Annotated in this window: 22 protein-coding genes; 6 read left to right on the top strand and 16 right to left on the bottom strand. The window is 69.3% G+C overall.

What is annotated here, in order from left to right; all coding sequences use genetic code 11:
- Window positions 1-144: 144 nt before the first annotated feature.
- The 5 genes from IT779_RS11280 to IT779_RS11260 form a co-directional block, all read right to left on the bottom strand.
- A complete protein-coding gene (locus IT779_RS11280; RefSeq protein WP_196149223.1) occupies window positions 145-585 on the bottom strand; it encodes an AMP-binding protein in 441 nt (146 codons plus the stop codon).
- A gap of 217 nt (window positions 586-802) precedes the next feature.
- Window positions 803-2,008: an FAD-dependent oxidoreductase gene (locus IT779_RS11275; RefSeq protein WP_196149222.1), complete on the bottom strand. Its 1,206-nt coding sequence runs from the start codon at window positions 2,006-2,008 to the stop codon at window positions 803-805.
- A gap of 171 nt (window positions 2,009-2,179) precedes the next feature.
- Entirely contained in the window at window positions 2,180-2,857 is a 678-nt protein-coding gene (locus IT779_RS11270; RefSeq protein WP_196149221.1) for a PadR family transcriptional regulator, read from the bottom strand.
- Window positions 2,858-2,999: 142 nt separating this feature from the next.
- A complete protein-coding gene (locus tag IT779_RS11265; protein WP_198428409.1) occupies window positions 3,000-3,257 on the bottom strand; it encodes a S1 RNA-binding domain-containing protein in 258 nt (85 codons plus the stop codon).
- Between the two features lie 180 nt (window positions 3,258-3,437).
- The gene (locus IT779_RS11260) at window positions 3,438-4,067 is read right to left on the bottom strand and encodes a TetR/AcrR family transcriptional regulator (protein ID WP_332838753.1); all 630 of its coding nucleotides are present in this window, start codon (window positions 4,065-4,067) and stop codon (window positions 3,438-3,440) included.
- Window positions 4,068-4,182: 115 nt separating this feature from the next.
- Between IT779_RS11260 and IT779_RS11255 the strand changes: the two genes are divergently transcribed.
- Genes IT779_RS11255 through IT779_RS11245 form a run of 3 tightly spaced genes read left to right on the top strand, consistent with a single transcriptional unit; the run spans window position 4,183 to window position 5,921 of the window.
- Complete coding sequence (locus IT779_RS11255; RefSeq protein WP_196149219.1) at window positions 4,183-5,058, top strand: oxidoreductase; 876 nt, start codon at window positions 4,183-4,185, stop codon at window positions 5,056-5,058.
- Window positions 5,059-5,109: 51 nt separating this feature from the next.
- The gene (locus IT779_RS11250; RefSeq protein WP_408637747.1) at window positions 5,110-5,550 is read left to right on the top strand and encodes an SURF1 family protein; all 441 of its coding nucleotides are present in this window, start codon (window positions 5,110-5,112) and stop codon (window positions 5,548-5,550) included.
- The gene (locus IT779_RS11245; protein ID WP_196149217.1) at window positions 5,547-5,921 is read left to right on the top strand and encodes a DUF3817 domain-containing protein; all 375 of its coding nucleotides are present in this window, start codon (window positions 5,547-5,549) and stop codon (window positions 5,919-5,921) included. Before IT779_RS11250 ends, IT779_RS11245 begins: the two co-directional genes overlap by 4 nt.
- Before the next feature lies 1 nt (window position 5,922).
- On the opposite strand, the gene rdgB is transcribed toward IT779_RS11245, so the two are convergent.
- The 10 genes from rdgB to clpS all read right to left on the bottom strand — a co-directional run bounded on the left by rdgB (window position 5,923) and on the right by clpS (window position 12,861).
- A complete protein-coding gene (gene rdgB, locus IT779_RS11240; RefSeq protein ID WP_196149216.1) occupies window positions 5,923-6,528 on the bottom strand; it encodes an RdgB/HAM1 family non-canonical purine NTP pyrophosphatase in 606 nt (201 codons plus the stop codon).
- Window positions 6,528-7,301, bottom strand: a complete 774-nt coding sequence (gene rph, locus IT779_RS11235; RefSeq protein ID WP_196149215.1) for a ribonuclease PH — start codon at window positions 7,299-7,301, stop codon at window positions 6,528-6,530. Before rph ends, rdgB begins: the two co-directional genes overlap by 1 nt.
- Window positions 7,302-7,321: 20 nt before the next feature.
- Window positions 7,322-8,086, bottom strand: coding sequence for a cyclic nucleotide-degrading phosphodiesterase (locus tag IT779_RS11230; protein ID WP_196149635.1), 765 nt, complete (start codon window positions 8,084-8,086; stop codon window positions 7,322-7,324).
- Window positions 8,087-8,155: 69 nt separating this feature from the next.
- Window positions 8,156-8,884, bottom strand: coding sequence for a rhomboid family intramembrane serine protease (locus IT779_RS11225; protein ID WP_196149214.1), 729 nt, complete (start codon window positions 8,882-8,884; stop codon window positions 8,156-8,158).
- A gap of 106 nt (window positions 8,885-8,990) precedes the next feature.
- Window positions 8,991-9,953, bottom strand: coding sequence for a cysteine synthase (locus tag IT779_RS11220; RefSeq protein ID WP_196149213.1), 963 nt, complete (start codon window positions 9,951-9,953; stop codon window positions 8,991-8,993).
- 8 nt (window positions 9,954-9,961) lie between these two features.
- Window positions 9,962-10,234, bottom strand: a complete 273-nt coding sequence (locus IT779_RS11215) for a MoaD/ThiS family protein (RefSeq protein ID WP_196149212.1) — start codon at window positions 10,232-10,234, stop codon at window positions 9,962-9,964.
- 66 nt (window positions 10,235-10,300) lie between these two features.
- Window positions 10,301-10,732: a M67 family metallopeptidase gene (locus IT779_RS11210; RefSeq protein WP_332838784.1), complete on the bottom strand. Its 432-nt coding sequence runs from the start codon at window positions 10,730-10,732 to the stop codon at window positions 10,301-10,303.
- An 86-nt stretch (window positions 10,733-10,818) separates the two neighbouring features.
- Window positions 10,819-11,892: a P1 family peptidase gene (locus IT779_RS11205; protein WP_196149210.1), complete on the bottom strand. Its 1,074-nt coding sequence runs from the start codon at window positions 11,890-11,892 to the stop codon at window positions 10,819-10,821.
- A gap of 33 nt (window positions 11,893-11,925) precedes the next feature.
- Window positions 11,926-12,495, bottom strand: a complete 570-nt coding sequence (gene aosR, locus IT779_RS11200; RefSeq protein ID WP_196149209.1) for an oxidative stress transcriptional regulator AosR — start codon at window positions 12,493-12,495, stop codon at window positions 11,926-11,928.
- Between the two features lie 45 nt (window positions 12,496-12,540).
- Entirely contained in the window at window positions 12,541-12,861 is a 321-nt protein-coding gene (gene clpS / locus IT779_RS11195) for an ATP-dependent Clp protease adapter ClpS (protein WP_196149208.1), read from the bottom strand.
- 121 nt (window positions 12,862-12,982) lie between these two features.
- Between clpS and IT779_RS11190 the strand changes: the two genes are divergently transcribed.
- Entirely contained in the window at window positions 12,983-14,296 is a 1,314-nt protein-coding gene (locus tag IT779_RS11190) for a nicotinate phosphoribosyltransferase (protein ID WP_332838752.1), read from the top strand.
- Between the two features lie 132 nt (window positions 14,297-14,428).
- Here IT779_RS11190 and IT779_RS11185 read toward each other — a convergent pair whose 3' ends face one another.
- Window positions 14,429-14,647 carry a hypothetical protein gene (locus IT779_RS11185; RefSeq protein WP_196149206.1) on the bottom strand — a complete coding sequence of 73 codons (219 nt, stop codon included), beginning with the start codon at window positions 14,645-14,647 and terminating at the stop codon, window positions 14,429-14,431.
- 110 nt (window positions 14,648-14,757) lie between these two features.
- Here IT779_RS11185 and IT779_RS11180 point away from each other — a divergent pair, with 110 nt between their 5' ends.
- Entirely contained in the window at window positions 14,758-15,321 is a 564-nt protein-coding gene (locus IT779_RS11180) for an isochorismatase family protein (RefSeq protein ID WP_196149205.1), read from the top strand.
- Between the two features lie 228 nt (window positions 15,322-15,549).
- Complete coding sequence (locus IT779_RS11175) at window positions 15,550-17,589, top strand: ATP-dependent DNA helicase (protein ID WP_332838751.1); 2,040 nt, start codon at window positions 15,550-15,552, stop codon at window positions 17,587-17,589.
- The last annotated feature ends 66 nt before the right edge of the window (window positions 17,590-17,655 follow it).

The raw sequence follows: 17,655 nt of genomic DNA, 5'->3' as shown, positions 1-17,655 counted from the left end.
TGCGATTCAGGTGGTGGCGGGTGTATCCCGCCGGGGGGCACATCACGACCGGAAATTCCGCCGAAAACCGGGAATCGACGGACGAATTTCGTCTGCCGATTCCCGGTCGGTGGGTCGGTCGCCGCACTCGGGGAAGCGCAGCGCTCAGGAAGCCTGGCGGGCGGGCATCCGGTCGGCGTCGGTGATCGGCGCGTCCGAACCGGTCATGTAGCGAACCAGGGTCGAGCGGTCGTCGAGCACCAGCCAGCGCACCGAATCGGAGAGCGCGGCGCGGCGCGCCTCGGTGGTGACGCCGAGGTCGACGCCGAAGGGAGCCAGATCGCCGTCGACCTCGACCGCGCCGGTCTTGGCGATGGCCATCCGGGTCACGGCCGCCTCGATGGCGGGATCGACGGCGACGGCGATACGGACGCCGGGGCCCGCGCCGAGTTCGAGCAGCACCCGCGCCAGCCGGTTCGACCACGCGTCGAGCTCACGGTAGGTGAGGTCGCAGTCGACGGTGGAGACCGCGACGGCGGCCGGATCGATGGTCTCGACCAGCGCGAGGGCGGTGGTGCGGATGGTGGATTCGGCCGTCGTGTTCATGTGGTGCTCCCTCTGGAAAATCGTCCTTCGGTTTTCGGTATGCATTTACTTTCCCTCTCGGGAGCCTCGCCCGACAGCACCCCCAGTGCTGCCCACCCACCCTCCGAGGGTGCAGGAATCCCCACCTTGGGCACCCTGTCGACCTGCGGAAATGCCGAGAGGTAGCGGAAACGAGGGGGTGGTGCACCACCGCCACCCCCTCCGGCCGCGCCCTTGCCTAGGCCGCCATCGACGGCCGCGCGACCCGCGCGTCCCAGTCGATCCGGTAGCGCTGTTCCTGTCCGATCGTCTTCTCCGGATCGAGCACCGTGCGCGACATCAGCGGCATCATCAGCCCCATCACCCGGCGCAACACCGGCCCCGGCGTCTTACTCCGGTTGATGCGCGCCGCGCGGGCCGCGACACCCTCCACCCGCGCCCGGCGCAGCCCCTCGTAAGCGGCGAAGGCCGCCGCGGGTTCGAGGTCGCGCAGGCACCGCGCGACCTCGACGGCGCTCTCGATCGCCAGCGAAGCGCCCTGTCCCGAACTGTTGGACGGTGCGTGCACCGAATCGCCGACCAGCGCCATGCGCCCGCGATGCCAGTGCCGCACCGGCGGCATGATGTGCAGCGCACCGGTCACCTCCAACTGTTCGGCGGTGGTGCGCCTGGCGAGTTCCCCGCCGGGATCGTCCTCGCCGTAGACCTCGCGAATGGTGCGCAACCAGTGCTCGGCCGGGATCGCGCGCGCCTCGGTGAGCGAGAGATACCGCTTGTGCGGCAGGTTGACACCCCAGGCGATCCGGCCGTCGTCGTGTCGCCAGTACAGGTAGTAGGCGCGTTTGCCGAACGCGAAGGTCATGGTGGACGGTTCGACATCGATATCGCATTCGGTGAGCGCGCCGAAGCCGAGCATCCCGGTGTAGTCCGGGCCCTTCGCGGCCGGATCGATCAGTCCGCGCACGGTCGAACGGATGCCGTCGGCGCCGATCAGCGCGTCCGCGGTGGCCACGCCGCCATCCGCGAAGCGCGCGGTGACACCCGACTCGTGTTCCTCGACGTCGACCAGTCGTTTGCCGTACTCGAACTCGACACCCGCCGCGACGGCGTGTCGGTGCAGGGTCCGATGCAACTCACCTCGGTCCACCACCTGCAAGGGCGGCATATCCGGCAGGCCGGGCACCGGCAGCGTGCGGTGGCCGAGCGACATGCGCATACTCGCGACCGGTATCGCGATGTCGCGGACCGGATCGCCCGCGCCGATGATGTCGAGCGCGGCCAGGCCGTTCGGCGCGAGCGCGAGACCGCTGCCGATGGTGTCGGACGAACTCGGGTACGCCTCGTACACGCGGGCGTCGATGCCCGCTTTCAGCAGGGCGGTGGCCGCGACCGGACCGGCGATGCCGCCGCCGACGACGAGTGCGCTTCGAATGATTTCGGGCATGGGGTAACTCCCAAGGGTTCGATGAATTCCCCGAACCGCCCTCGACGCCACCCGGTTATCCTGTGGTTGCCAAACCTCGTGGCCGGGTGCGCGTACGCGGGCGCGGTTCGAGACGGTGGAAATCGGGCCCGACGGCGGTGTTGCCGCACCACCGTCGGGCCTGTCTCGTGATCAGTCGGCCGATGGCCGCTTCGATTCGGATTCGGGTGCGCTCCCCCCTTCGAACATCTCGAAAACCTCGGCGGGATCGACGCCGTCGGCGTGGAATCGTCGCCAGAGTTCCAGGTCGGGGAAGGTGCCGTCGATCAGTTCGGCGCGCCAGGAGCGCGCCCAGTCGAGTTCGGCGCCGAGGCGGGCCATCCCGTATTCGGTCTCGATGAGGAACAGGCGGGGCAGACCGGTACTCCTGATCGCCGCGAATTCCGCGTTCCCCGCGGCCACGGTCGCCTCCAGCGCGGCGATGCGGACGCCGAGCGCGTCGATCACCTCGTCGGGCGGCAGTGCGCCGACCACCGAGAGCCCGGCGGTGAAGCGGTCCAGCTCGGGTTCCGGCGTGGCGATCAATTCCCTTGTCCAGTCCGAGAATTCGGCGCGGCCCTCGGGGGTGATCCGATAGATCACGCGTTCGGGGCGTGTACCGTCGCGCTCGCTGCCGATGATCTCGAGGAAGCCCGCCTTCTCCATGTTCCGCACGACGGTGTACAGCGAACCCCATTTGATGGCCATGTCGCGGTCCTTGCCGCGACCGCGCAGCTTGGCGGCGATCTCGTAGCGGTGCATCGGACCCTCGACCATCACCGAGAGCACCGCGAGGGCGAGCAGATTGTCGACCTTGCGCTTCTTCGCCACGAACACCTCCTTACTCGCCTACGAATATACGTACGCGAGTAAGAGGTCACAAGGACTAGGCTTGCGAAGTGTGCGGAGGCAGGTGGAGTCTGCCTCCGCACACCCCTGTCACCCGTGCGATACGCGGCTCACGCCGCGCGCGTCACGCGGCGGCCAGACTCACTCGATGCCGCTCGTCGTCGATCGCGAGGATCCGCACCGACATGGCGGCGCCGACCTCGGGATCGAGCGCATCTTCGCGCCATTCACTGCGGTGCCACAGACCGTGCACGCCGGGAGCGACCTCGAGGAACGCGCCGAATGGCACGATCTCGACGATGGTCGCGTCCAGTACGCCGCCGACAGCGTGCGCGCCGACGAAACGACGCCACGATTCGATGGAGAATTCCGTGTGGGACATCTTCACCTCCCTTCACTGTCCCGGAAAACCTTGCGGTATCAGGAAATTCAGCGTGGGAGGGGCGGGGCTCTCGCCCGCCGCGGGGTCACCGGGCGGCCGGGGAACCCGTCTGTGCGCGGCGCAAGGCCGACCCGGCAGTCACAGCGACAACAGTAGGCAAGTTCCGCGAATCGGGCAAGATCAAGGGGTTTCGACCAAGGCGATCGCGACCGGAACCAGCAACTCGACCAGCGCCTCCACGGGCGGACGCGGCCGCGCGAGCAACCATTCCTGGGTGAGCCCGTTGATAGCGCCGATGAGCGCGCTCGCGGCCATACCGGGCAGACCGCGCACGCGACCGCCCGGCGAAACCATCGGCACCACGGTGGTCTCGATGACCGCGCCCCACGCGTGCCGCCGCGCCCTGCGATGCCGCTCCATCCGTTCGCTCACGCCGACGACCTCGATGAAGGCGAGTTTGGCGCGATAGGGGTCGCTGCCAATGGACCCGACGTAGGCGGTGACGATCGCGCGCAGGGCGCTGTCGAGATCGAGGCGCGGGTCGAGTTCGCCGAGTGCGGCGACCACGGCGGCGACGGCCTCGTCCTGGACCCGGTCGTAGGCCGCGACCAGCACGTCTTCCCTGGTTTCGAACTCCTCGTAGAACTGCCGCTTGGACAGTCCGGCCGCGGCGCAGACTTCGGCGAGCGAGCATTCGGTGTAGCCGCGTTCGGCGAACAGCCGGGTGGCGGCCTCGAGGAAACGGGACCTGCGCTCGGCTTTGCGTTCGACGACGGCACGTCCGCCGTACTGCCTGCCCACGATCGTCACATGTTCACGGTATCCGAGTGCGACGACCGGCGTCGGCCCGCAAGACTCGAATCGTGCGAGATGATTCCGGCGCTGCGCCTTCCCAGCGAACTTACCGCGAAGTAAGGTTGCCCCCATGGCGTGGAAACCTGCAGAGATCCCGGACCAGACCGGGCGCACCTTCGTGATCACCGGGGCGAACGGCGGCATCGGCGCCGAGACCACCAAGGTACTGGCCGCCAAGGGCGCCACCGTGATCATGGCCTGTCGCAACGCGGCCAAGGCCAAGGAGGTCGCCGCCACCATCCCCGGTGACGTCCGCACCGCCGCGCTCGACCTCGCCGACCTCGCCTCGATCCGCCGATTCGCCGAGGACACCGCCGAATTCGACGTGCTCGTCAACAACGCGGGCCTGATGAACATTCCGTTCTCCCGCACCAAGGACGGCTTCGAGACCCAGTTCGGCGTCAACCACCTCGGGCACTACGCGCTCACCGGACTGCTGCTCGACCGCGTCCGCGACCGGGTGGTCACCGTGTCCAGCATCGCCCACAAGCAGACCCCGAAGCTGTGGATCGATGACCTGAACTACGAGAACCGCCGCTACCAGCGCAACCTCGCCTACGCGCAGGCGAAGCTGGCCAACCTCATGTTCGCCAGGGAGCTGCAGCGCAGGCTCGCCGAAGCCGGATCCGCCACCCGCTCCTACGGCGTGCACCCCGGCGTCTCGGCCACCGACCTGTTCGCCCGCACCGAAACCCCGCTCGACCGGATCAGCAAACCGTTCATCCGGCTGATCGGCCACGCCCCCGCCAAGGCCGCGCACTCCTCCCTGTTCGCCGCCACCGTCACCGACGCCGACCCCGAGACCTACTGGGGCCCGACCCGGCTGATGCAGAGCCAGGGACCGGTGCAGGCGTCCCCGTCGACCGGCCTGTCGCGCGACACCGAACTGTGGCGCAGGCTGTGGGAGGAATCCGAGCGCCTGACCGGGGTCGCCTACGCGTTCTGAGGCGGCCACCTGCTACTACGGCCGCCGTAGTAGACGGGTACCGTGGTAGTCGTGTCCGCATCCCCCCGCCGCCCGGCACACAATCGACCGGCGCTGATCGCCCTGGTCGCGGTGGCCGCGATCGCCTGCCTCGGCCTCGGCTGGTGGCAGTGGGAGCGCTTCGAATCGGCGAGCGGAACCGGGCAGAATCTGGGGTACGCGCTGCAATGGCCGCTGTTCGCCGGATTCGCGATCTTCGCCTACTTCCGCTTCGTGCGGCTGGAGCGGGAACAGGAATCCGACCCCGCGACCGCACGCGGGCCGGTGCACGGCGCGGCGCCGCGTGAGATCCCCGCAGGCATCCTGCCGCAACGGCCGAAAGCGGCACGCGACACCGATCCGGCCATGGACGAATACAACAGATACCTGGCGGCGCTGCACGCGGACGATATCGACGACCAGATCCGACGGGCGAGCCACAGCACTCGCGACACCGAGAGGAGCGGCGGTTGAGCGCCGACAACCCGACCGAGACCGCGGTCTCCCCAGCCCCGGCCGCCACCCAGTCCGGCGCTCCCGCCAAGATCGCGGGCGCCCTGCTGCGCTATCGCGCGCTCGCCTGGTTCACCGGCCTGTGGCTGCTGCTGCTGACCGGCGAGATGATCGCCAAATACGGCTTCGACGCGCACACTCCGAGCTGGATCGCCGTCGTGCACGGCTGGGTGTATTTCGCCTACCTGCTGGTCACCGCCGACCTCGCCGTCAAGGTCCGCTGGCCGATCGGCCGCACCATCGGCACCCTGATCGCGGGCACCGTGCCGCTGCTGTCCTTCTTCGTCGAACACGTCAACGCGAAGCAGGTCAAGCAGCGGTACGCGCTCTGAGTCAGCCGCCGAGCGCGGCCAGTTCCGCAAGCAGCAGTGCCAGCGCGCGACCCCGGTGCGAGACGGCATCCTTCTCGGCCGGGGTCAACTCGGCCGCGGTGCCCGTACCGCCCTCGGGCACGAACAGCGGGTCGTAGCCGAAACCGCCGTCGCCCACCGGTTCCCGGTTCACCGTTCCCGGCCATTCGCCGCGCACCACCGTCTCCGATCCGCCTGGCGTCACCAGCGCGCAGGTGGAAACGAAGCGCGCGCCGCGGCGCTCGTCGGGAACGTCGCCGAGTTGGGCGAGCAGCAGCGCGTTGTTGGCGCCGTCGTCGCCGTGGCGACCCGACCAGCGCGCCGAGAGCACACCGGGCATCCCGTTGAGGGCGTCCACCTCGAGGCCGGAATCGTCGGCGACACACGGCAATCCGGTGGCCGCCGCGCCGTCGCGCGCCTTGGCCAGCGCGTTCTCCTCGAAGGTGGCGCCGGTCTCGGGGGCCTCCTCGTAGGGCGGCACATCATCGAGACCCACGATCTCCACACCCGCCACCCCGGCGTCATCGAGAATGCGGCGCAACTCCTTCAACTTCTTGGCATTGCGGCTCGCGAGCAGAATCCGGGTCATCACTTCTTCTTCGGAGAGTCGCCGGGCTCGGGCAGCACACCCGGATACGGCAGGGCCAGCGCTTCCTTCTGCACCGCGAACAGTTGCTCACAACCGGCCAGCGCGGAATCCAGGAGCTTGTCCAACGTCGAGCGCGGGAAGGTGGCGCCCTCGCCGGTGCCCTGCACCTCGACCAGGGTGCCGGTATCGGTGGCGACCACGTTCATGTCGACCTCGGCGCGCGAATCCTCCTCGTAGGGCAGATCCAGGCGCACCCGCCCGTCGACCACCCCGACGCTGACCGCGGCGATGGCGCACGAGATCGGCTGCGGATCGGCGAGTCCGCCCGCGGCGGCCAGATAGGTCACCGCGTCGACAAGCGCGACATAAGCTCCCGTGATCGCGGCGGTGCGGGTGCCGCCATCGGCCTGCAGCACATCGCAGTCGATCGCGATGGTGTTGTCGCCGACGGCCGCCAGGTCGATGCACGCGCGCAGCGACCGGCCGATCAGTCTGCTGATCTCCTGGGTGCGCCCGCCCACCTTGCCCTTGACCGATTCCCGGCCGGAACGGGTGTGGGTGGCCGCGGGCAACATCGCGTATTCGGCGGTGAGCCAGCCGAGTCCGGATTCGCGGCGCCACGGCGGCACGCCGTCGGTGACGCTCGCGGTGCACATCACCCGCGTCCCGCCGAACTCGACCAGCACCGAACCGGCTGGATGCGTGGTGAATCCACGGGTGATCCGTACCTCGCGGAGCTCATCGTCCGCCCTGCCATCGGCTCGTCTCGACACGCGCCAATGGTACTGGGTGCTCAGATGTCGAACGTCTCGCCCGGCGCCACGGCGTGTACCGGCCCCGAGAACTCCGCCTTGGCCTCGGCGATCACGTCCTCGCGCGAAGTCCACGGCGGGATGTGGGTGAGCAGCAGTTCCTTGACGCCCGCCTCGGTCGCGATGCGGCCCGCCTCGGTGCCCGAAAGGTGGATGCCGGGAGGGCGATTGGCCGGATCGTGGGTCCAGGACGCCTCCGCCATGAGGAGGTCGGCGCCCTGCGCCAACTCCCGGACCGAATCGCACACGGCGGTGTCGCCGGTGTAGACGAACACGCGTCCGGTGTTGGTGACGATCCGCAGGCCGTAGGACTCCGGCGGGTGGTACATCCGCCGCGCGAGCACGGTGTGGCCCGGCCCGAATTCTACGGTCTCCCCCTCGGCCCACGGTTGGTGGTCGATCACGTCGGACCAGTCGTCGCATTCGCCGCCGACCTCGGCAGAGGCATTGCCGATCCGTACCGGGGCGTCGGAAGGTCCGCGCACGATGGCGCGGCCGACCGGGGGCTGCGGGTGGTAGCGGCGCCACACCAGCAGGCCGGGCAGGTCGAGGCAGTGATCGGCGTGCAGATGGGTCAGGAAGATGTCGACCTCACCGGGATCGGCGTAGCGCTGCAACGCGCCGAGTACGCCGGGTCCGAAATCGATGACGACCGGATTCATCTCCGGACCGGACAACAGGTATCCCGACGCTGGGGAGTCCGGGCCGGACACACTGCCCGAGCACCCGAGGACGGTAAGGCGCATTCCCCAATGCTGCCACGACGAATTCTCGGTCACGAACCGATCCCCCAAAATCCCGGGCGGGTCACATTCTCACCGTGGCGACGCAACTTCTCCGACCTCGTCCCCTCGGCGTTTCCGGCGTGCATCTCCAGAGAGTACCCATCCCGCGAGCACTCCACCCATAGCCCCGAAAAGGTGTCCCTGCCAAGATATTCCGGGTTGGCCAGGCAATACGCCCCACAGCAGCGACCCGTAAACCGCTCCGACGACGAGCCCGATCAGGATCTGGCCGACATTGCGAGCGAACCACCCGCGACAGATCAGATAGGTCAGCCAGCCGAACACCAGCGACGACGCGCCGATGTGCACCGTGCCCGACGCTCCGGTCAACCAGGTGCCGAGACCCGCGACCACCCAGATGACCGCGGTCGCGGCCAGCCCGCGCAGGATCCCCGACAGCAGCACGAGGAAGCCCAGGATGAGCAGCGGCAGCGTGTTGCTCATCAGGTGATCCCAGCCCTGATGCAGGACCGGCGCCCACACGATGCCGGAGAGTCCGTCGAGCTCGTGCGGTTTGATGCCCGCCTGGTCGAGGCGCCGGTCGTCGATCTGGTCGACGCCCTCGATGAGATAGAGCGACCCGACGAAACCGAGGATCACCGCACCCGCGCGCGGCCAGATCTGCCGGAATCCGGCGACCGCGTCCGGCCCCGTCGGCGCGACCACGGGTGGCGCACCACCCGGGTTCCCGAAGCGGGCACGCAGTGCCGCGATCCGATCGGGGTCGAAGGACGCACCCGGTCCCGCACCACCGGTCATGGTGAACCTCCTCGTCCGCGGGCTGCTCCGCTGACACCGAGGGTACCCACCCGTGACCGGGCAGGCGGCGCGACAACGCCGCCCCGACCCCGACTCCGATCGCGCGTCAGGCCCAGAGTTGACCGTCGAGACGCTCCTCGGCCTCTTCCAGGGTGCCGTCGTAGGCGCCGGTCGACAGGTACTTCCAGCCGCCGTCGGCGACCACGAACGCGATATCGGCCCGCCTGCCCGCCTGCAGCGCCTTACGGCCGACGCCGAGCGCGGCGTGCAGGATCGCACCCGTCGAGATGCCGGCGAAGATGCCCTCCTCCAGCACCAGTTCACGGGTCCGCTTGACCGCGTCGAAGGGACCGACCGAGAAACGGGTCGTCAACACCGACTCGTCGTACAGCTCGGGAATGAAACCCTCATCGATATTGCGCAGGCCGTAGACGAGTTCCCCGTACCGCGGCTCGGCCGCGACGATCTCGATATCGGCCACCTTCTCGCGCAGGAAACGCCCGGTGCCCATGAGCGTGCCAGTGGTGCCGAGACCCGCCACGAAATGCGTGATCTCCGGCAGATCGGCCAGGATCTCCGGACCGGTGGTCTCGTAGTGGGCGAGCGCGTTGGCGGGATTGCCGTACTGGTAGAGCATCACCCAGTCCGGATGCTCGGCCGCGATCTGCTTGGCCAGCGCCACCGCCTGATTCGACCCGCCCGCCGCGGGCGAATCGATGATGCTCGCGCCGAACATGGTGAGCAGTTGCCGTCGCTCCACCGAGGTGTTCTCCGGCATCACGCAGACCAGACTGTAACCCTTGAGTTTGGCGGCCATGGCCAGCGAGATACCGGTGTTCCCGCTGGTCGGTTCCAGGATCGTGCAGCCGGGCGTGAGCAGGCCGTCGGCTTCGGCCTGCTCGATCATCCGCAAGGCGGGCCGGTCCTTGACCGACCCCGTCGGATTGCGATCCTCGAGTTTGGCCCACAGCCGCACATGGTCGTCGCCGTCCCAGCGCGGGGACAGCGTGCGCAACCCGACCAGCGGGGTGTCGCCGAGGGTCGCGATCAGCGATTCGTAACGCGCCACGGCGTGGATCAGCCTCCGGCTACGGCGGGCAGGATGGTCACCGACGCGCCCTCGGGCACCTCGGCCTCGAGACCACCGGCGAAACGCACGTCCTCGTCGTCGACATAGATGTTGACGAAGCGGTTCAGCTTGCCGTCCTTGAGCAGGCGCTCGGCCAGTCCGGGATGGTTGGCGTCCAGATTCTGGATCAGCGCCGACAGCGTCGCGCCGTCGGCCTGCACGCGCTTCTCGCCTCCGGTGAGTCCGCGCATGATCGTCGGGATGGACACGGTTACCGACATGGGTGCTACTCCTCGATTTCGACCGTCTGTGAGTGTCGACCGGCCCGGCCGACGGATGGAAAACAGCTAGGCGGACTCGGACGCGTCGTAGGTGTCGACGATCCGCACCGGCTCCTCGGTGACCTCCCCGTCCACGATCCGATAGCTGCGCAGCTCGTGCACCTCGGGATCGCGGGTGGAGATCAGGACGTAGTGCGCATAGGGCTCGGCGGCGTAGGAGATGTCGGTGCGGCTCGGGTACGCCTCGGTGGCGGTGTGCGAGTGGTAGACGACCACCGGTGTCTCGTCGGCGTCATCCATCGCGCGCCAGACCTTCAGCTGCTCACCGGAGTCGAAGCGGTAGAAGGTGGGCGAACGTTCCGCGTTCATCATGGCGACGAAGCGCTCGGGACGGTCGGAACCCTCGGGACCGGCGATGATGCCGCACGCCTCGTCAGGGTGATCGGCACGGGCGTGCCGAACCATCGCATCGACGAGGTCGGATCTGATCACCAGCACGAGCACAACCCTTCCACGAACCACCACGGCCGACGCCTCGTGGTCGACAACCTCACAGAATATTCGGCTATTCCCCCGGGTCCGACTCAGGGCCTGCGCGGACCGGGCGGGAACAGGTCGGTGTAAGTCGGGATGTCCGCGACGGTGGTCGCCGACAGGATCGCGTCGACCACGGCGCGCTCCACGCACACCGCGGCGGCCGTGCAGATCGCGTCCAACGCGAGCAGATCGGGCGGGAAGGCGGGCGGCAGCGGCTGGTCCTCGGTCGGCGCGGTGCCGGTGGCCAGCGCGAACAGGGTGTCGCCGTCCAGCGGGGAATGCGCGGGACGGATGGCGCGGGCGAGTCCGTCGTGGCCGGTGGTCGCCATCCGCCGACAGCCCGCGGTGTCCAGTTCGGCGTCGGTGGCGACCACGCCGACGGTGGTGTTGAGCACCGTCCCCTTCACCGGCAGCGCGACCGCCCGCGCCACCTGCTCGGCCGTCGGCGTGCCGAGACCGAAGAACTCCGGGCCGTCGGTGCCCGCGCCCCACGGCAGACCGGTGCGCGGATCGAAGACCGAACCCACCGGATTCGCGACGATCAGCGCCGCGACCGTGACACCCGCCGCGGGCCCGCCGCCGAGCACCACGCTCGCGCTGCCGACGCCGCCCTTGATCGACCCGGCCCGCGCGCCGACGCCCGCGCCCACCGAACCGCGCGCGAAATCCGCCGCAGCGGCCGACGACGCGAGATAGCCGAAATCGGCGTCCGGCCGGATATCCCACGCGCCGACCGGAAGATCGAAGATCACCGCGCCCGGCACGATCGGCACCACCCGGCCCGCGTCGCTCGGGTCCATCGCGATGCCCTCGCCGTGTTCCTCCAGCCAGCGCATCACCCCGTCGGCGGCCGCGAGTCCGAAGGCGCTGCCGCCGGTCAGCAGGATCGAATTCGCCCGGCGCACAGTGTTGCTCGGATCGAGCAGGTCGGTCTCCCGGGTGCCGGGTCCGCCGCCGCGCACATCCACCGCCGCGGTCGCTCCGCCCGGTACCCGTACGACCGTGCATCCGGTGGCCGCGCCGGCGCCGATCCGCGCGTCGGGGTCGAGGAGGTGATGGTGGCCGACCAGCAGGCCCGCCACATCGGTCAGCGCATCGCGTGCTCCTGGTGTCGCGTTCATCGGGTCACCTCTGTTCGCGCGGCGGGTTTCGGGTCAGGGAGCCAGTGCCTGCAACAGCGAATCCTGCATCCAGGTCAGCCAGTGATAGACGTCGAGATGCGGGCCGCGCGGATCGTCGGGGTCGAGATGGTCGGGGGTGTCGGCGTCGACGCCGAGCACGGTGCCAAGCGCAAGACGGACATCGGTGAGCGCGGCCAGCCAGGCGTCGGCCTGTTCGGGGGTGAGCACGATCTTGCCGCCGTCGGTGGGCAGGGTGTCCAGCACCACCGAACCCGCGGCGAGTTTGCTGTCGATGATCTCCGGCTCGTGCAGGCCGCGCAGCGCGCTGTTCAGACCTGCGCGGTCGGCGTCGGGCGAACCGGGTTCGCTGCGATGGAAATCGGGCAGCAGCCTGCGCAGTCTCGGATCCTCCGGCGGTTCGGCATTGCCGGTGCGCATACCGGTGAGCGCGGCCAGTTCGTCGTCGGGCGCGGACTGGGCGCGTTCGTTCAGCAACCCGGTCACCGCGCCGATCAGCGAGCGCAGCACACCGGCCTCACGCGCGTCCATCTCGGTCCGCAGCTTGAGGCCGCCCAGGGAATTCTTTCGGCTCCACTTACGCACGGCGCAGGCTCCAGTTCGGCACGGCCTCGAGGGTAGTCCTACCGCCTAGTCGTCCCGCTGCATGGTGGCCCACAGTCCCGCGGCGTGCAGCCTTCGCACGTCCTGCTCCATCTTGTCGCGGGAGCCGGAGGACACCACGGCCTTGCCCTCGTTGTGCACCTGAAGCATCAACTCGGTGGCCTTCGCCTTGGTGTAGCCGAAAAGCTTCTGGAAGATGTAGGTGACGTAGTGCATGAGGTTGACGGGATCGTCCCAGACCACGGTGACCCACGGGCGGTCCTCCGCCTCGAGGATCTCGGTGTGCTCGACCGTCTCCGGGGTCGCCTGTGCCGCCGACAGCGTCATCCCTGTTTCGCACAAGCCCATGCCGTCAAGGGTACGACTCGACCGCACGAGAACAACACCCCGCACCCCGCTCGCGGCCGCCGCGAGCAGGTCGGACCGTGGGAAGTCCCGAGCGGCCGAATCGCCGGCTACAGTGACTCGCGTGGACACCAGGGACGGCCGCGCCAGCACCGCGTTACTGACCGATCAGTACGAACTGACCATGCTGGCCGCCGCGCTCGCGGACGGCTCGGCGCACCGCCGATGCACCTTCGAGGTATTCGCCAGGAGATTGCCCAACGGCCGCCGCTACGGCGTGGTCGCGGGCACCGGCCGCCTGCTCGACGCATTGCGCCGATTCACCTTCGGCGAATCCGAGCTCGCGGTAATCGCGCCGTTCCTCGACCCTTCCACCGTCGACTGGCTGCGCGAATTCCGCTTCACCGGCGATATCGACGGCTACCGGGAAGGTGAGCTGTACTTCCCCGGCTCCCCCATCCTCTCGGTGCGTGGCAGCTTCGCCGAATGCGTCGTGCTGGAGACCCTCATCCTTTCCGTCCTCAACCACGACAGCGCCATCGCCGCGGCGGCCGCCAGGATGGTCAGCGCGGCGGCCGGTCGCCGCATGATCGAGATGGGCTCGCGGCGCACCCACGAACTGGCCGCGCCCGCCTGCTCCCGCGCCGCCTACCTGGCGGGCTTCGACGCCACCTCCAACCTGGCCGCGGTGCGCGAATTCGGCATCCCCGGCGCGGGCACCAGCGCGCACGCCTTCACCCTGTTGCACAGCGGCGCGGACGGGGAGCACGAGGCCGAGGCGTTCCGCAGCCAGGTGCGCGCGCTCGGCGTCGGCACCACGCTGCTGGTCGACACCTTCGACATCACCCGCGGCGTCGCGACCGCCGTCGAGGTCGCGGGCGCCGAACTCGGCGGAGTCCGCATCGACTCCGGCGACCTCGGCGTGCTCGCCCGTCAGGTCCGCGACCAACTCGACGCGCTCGGCGCCACCCGCACCCGCATCGTGGTCTCCGGCGACCTCGACGAATACGCGATCGCGGCACTGCGCGCCGAACCGGTCGACGTGTACGGCGTCGGCACCTCGCTGGTCATCGGGTCCGGCGCGCCGACCGCGGGCATGGTCTACAAGCTGGTCGAGGTCGACGGCATACCGGTCGCCAAGCGCAGCAGTCACAAGGAATCAAGGGGCGGCACCAAGAAGGCCGTTCGGCTCGCGCGCGACACCGGCACGATCGTCGAGGAGATCGTCTACCCCGCGGCTGGTCCGGCGCCCGACGCGGGTGTGTTCGAGGCGCGCGAACTGCTGATCCCGCTGGTGCGGGCGGGGGCGGTCATCGATGACGCGCCGAGTCTGGCGAGCGGCCGCGACCTGGTCGCGCACGGATTGGTGAGCCTGCCGTGGGAGGGGCTGAAACTGTCCGCGGGCGAACCCGCGATCCCGACCACCTTCGCGAGCTGAACGCGCCGAGGACCGCGAGCACGGACGCGACGAATATCGCGCCCGTGCCGAAGTACACGATCGACAGCGACAGCACCGCGAAAGCCGCCCAGTAGAGCGCGAATCCGGCGGCGACGCGGCCGGTCGTCATCGTCATCGTTCCGACGTCTCCTGGGCCGCCTTCGACCGTTTGCGCCGATTCAGCCATTCCACGGTGCCCGCGGCGAGTGCGATCACCCACAGGCTCTTGATGCCCGCCGAAAGCCATTCCCCCGCGGTGTCGGGCCTGCCGCCGAGCAGCAGGCCCACCCCCGCGTAGACGCCGAAGCCGATCAATACGGCCAGTCCGAGCCTGAAGACGCTGTTGCTCATCGATTTCCTCCGTTCCACGCCCGCGATCGCGGCGGCATAGGGTTATCACCGAAGGGACCGTCCGGCGTTTACGTCCGCGGGGTCCGGATCCGGGCGAAAGGTCGAGCCGCATGAACCGGGCGTTGATCGTGGTCGATGTACAGAACGATTTCTGCGAGGGCGGATCGCTGGCCGTCGCGGGCGGCGCGGCGGTGGCGGCGAGTATCAGCGCCTACCTCGCCGACGCGCGATACGCGGCCGTGGTCGCCACCCGCGACCACCACATCGATCCCGGCGCGCACTTCTCCGACACTCCCGACTACGTCGACAGCTGGCCGCCGCACTGCCGCGTCGGCACCGACGGTGCGCTCTTCCATCCGAACCTGGATCTCACCCCGGTCACCGCGATCTTCTCCAAAGGCGAATACAGCGCCGCCTATTCGGGATTCGAAGGCGCCACCGACGACGGCACCGGCCTTGCCGACTGGCTGCGCGCGCACGACATCGCCGCCGTCGACGTGGTCGGGATCGCCACCGACCACTGCGTGCGCGCCACCGCGCTCGACGCGTCCGCCGCCGGATTCGACACCACCGTGCTGCTCGACCTCACCGCCGGCGTCGCCCCCGACAGCACCGCCGCCGCACTCGACCTACTCCGCAAGGCGGGCGTGACGCTGTCCGGCACGCACGGCTAGCTCCTCCCGTATCCAGCCGGCGCACGCGGCCGTCGGGACGCCGCCGGGCACGCACAGCCAGCTCCTCCCACAACCAGCCAGCGCACACGGCCGCCGCGACGTCGCCGGGCACGCACAGCCGGCTCCTCCCGTAACCAGCCGGCGCACACGGCGGGCGTGACGCTGTCGGGCACGCAACGGCTAGCTCGCCGCGAGAAGTGTGTCGGTGCCGCGCAGTAGGCTGCTCACGTGCCCGAACTGCCGTCTGCCCATGAGCTGTTGTCCACCGCCGTCACCGCGCTCGGCGGCAAGGAGCGCACCGGGCAGATCACCATGGCGGCCGCGGTCGACCACGCCATCGACACCAAGGAACACCTCGCGGTGCAGGCGGGCACCGGCACCGGGAAGTCGCTGGCCTACCTCGTGCCGAGCGTGCGGCACGCGGTACGCACGGGTCGCACGGTAGTGGTGTCCACCGCCACCATCGCCCTGCAGCGCCAACTCGTCGATCGCGACTTGCCACGCCTTGCCGAGGCACTGCGCGCACCGCTGGGCCGTGCGGCGAAGTTCGCGATCCTCAAGGGCCGCAACAACTATCTGTGCCTGAACAAGATCAACAGCGCCATTCCGGACGAACCGGCCGAAGCCGAACTGTTCGACGCGTTCGCCATCTCCCGACTCGGCCGCGAAGTGCAGCGGCTCAACGAATGGGCTTCCGACACCGAAACCGGCGACCGTGATGAACTCGCGCCAGGGGTCACCGACCGGGCCTGGCGCCAGGTCAGCGTGTCCTCGCGGGAATGCCTCGGCAAGTCGCGCTGCCAGTTCGGGCAGGACTGCTTCGCCGAGCGGGCGCGCACCGAATCCGCGCAGGCCGACATCGTTGTCACCAATCACGCACTGCTCGCCATCGACGCCATCAGCGGCGTGCAGGTGCTGCCCGAACACGATGTGGTCGTCATCGACGAGGCACACGAACTGGTCGACCGCGTCACCGGCGTCGCCACCGCGGAACTCGCGCCAACCGCCATCAGCGCGGCCGCGCGCCGCTGCGCCAAACTCGTCGACGAACAGGAACTCGACCGCCTCGATGGCGCCGCCGAGGCTTGGCACGAAGTCCTCGACAATCTGCCCGCCACCCGCTGGGACAGCATGCCCGACGGCGTCGCGCCGGTGCTCGCGCTGGTCCGCGACGCGGCCTGGAACACCCGCACCGCACTGAATCCGCCGGGCAGCACCAACGCCCAGGGCGATCCCGAGGGCGCCGCCGCCCGCACCATGGCGCTGGCCGCCGTGGACGAGGTGCACGACACCGCGGTGCGGGTGCTCACCGCCTTCGAAGAATCCGATCCGGCCACCCGCCGCGACGTCATCTGGTTGTCCGCCGAGGAGATTCGCGGAGTCGCGCGCAAAACCCTGCGGATGGCCCCGCTCTCGGTCGGCGGTCTGCTGCGCAATCGCCTGTTCGGCGCGTCCACGGTGGTGCTCACCTCGGCCACCCTCCAGATCGGCGGCTCCTTCGACGGTCTCGCGATCACCTGGGGACTGCCCGCGCAGACGCCGAACCGCCCCGACACCGGCACCGCCAACGGATCCCAGGCCCCCGCCGACGCCGAAACCATCCGGTGGAGTTCGCTGGATGTCGGATCGCCGTTCGACCACGCCAAATCGGGCATCCTCTACGTCGCCAAACACCTGCCCGCGCCGGGCCGCGACGGCCTCGCTCCCGCCTACCTCGACGAGATCGAACGGCTCATCGAGGCGGCGGGCGGGCGCACCCTCGGCCTGTTCTCCTCGATGCGCGCCGCCAAGGCGGCCACCGAGGCACTGCGCGACCGCCTGAAGACCCCCATCCTGTGCCAGGGCGACGACGCGACGAACGCCCTGGTGCGCAAATTCGCCGAGGATCCGGCGACGTCGCTGTTCGGCACCCTGTCGCTGTGGCAGGGCGTCGACGTCCCCGGCCCGTCGCTGAGTCTGGTGATCCTCGACCGCATTCCGTTCCCGCGCCCCGACGATCCGCTGCTCGCCGCGCGGCAGCGCGCGGTGGAATCGCGCGGCGGCAACGGATTCCTCACGGTGGCGGCCAATCACGCCGCGCTCCTGCTCGCGCAGGGCACCGGAAGGCTGCTGCGCAGCGTGGACGATCGCGGCGTCGTGGCGATCCTCGATTCCCGGCTCGCCACCGCACGATACGGCGGATACCTGCGGGCCTCCTTGCCTCCGTACTGGGAAACCGCCGATCCCGAAGTCGTCACAAAAGCATTGCGCCGCCTGGTCTCCAACTAATTGTGACACCGCTCACAAATGCTGGATTCAATTCCAGATGGAAGTAGATTGCTTTTCAGGGCGCGG

The sequence above is a fragment of the Nocardia bovistercoris genome, from assembly GCF_015674855.1.
GTDB lineage: Bacteria > Actinomycetota > Actinomycetes > Mycobacteriales > Mycobacteriaceae > Nocardia > Nocardia bovistercoris.
The sequence above is the reverse complement of the archived record's forward strand: the minus strand, read 5'-3'. Positions and strand labels throughout refer to the sequence as shown.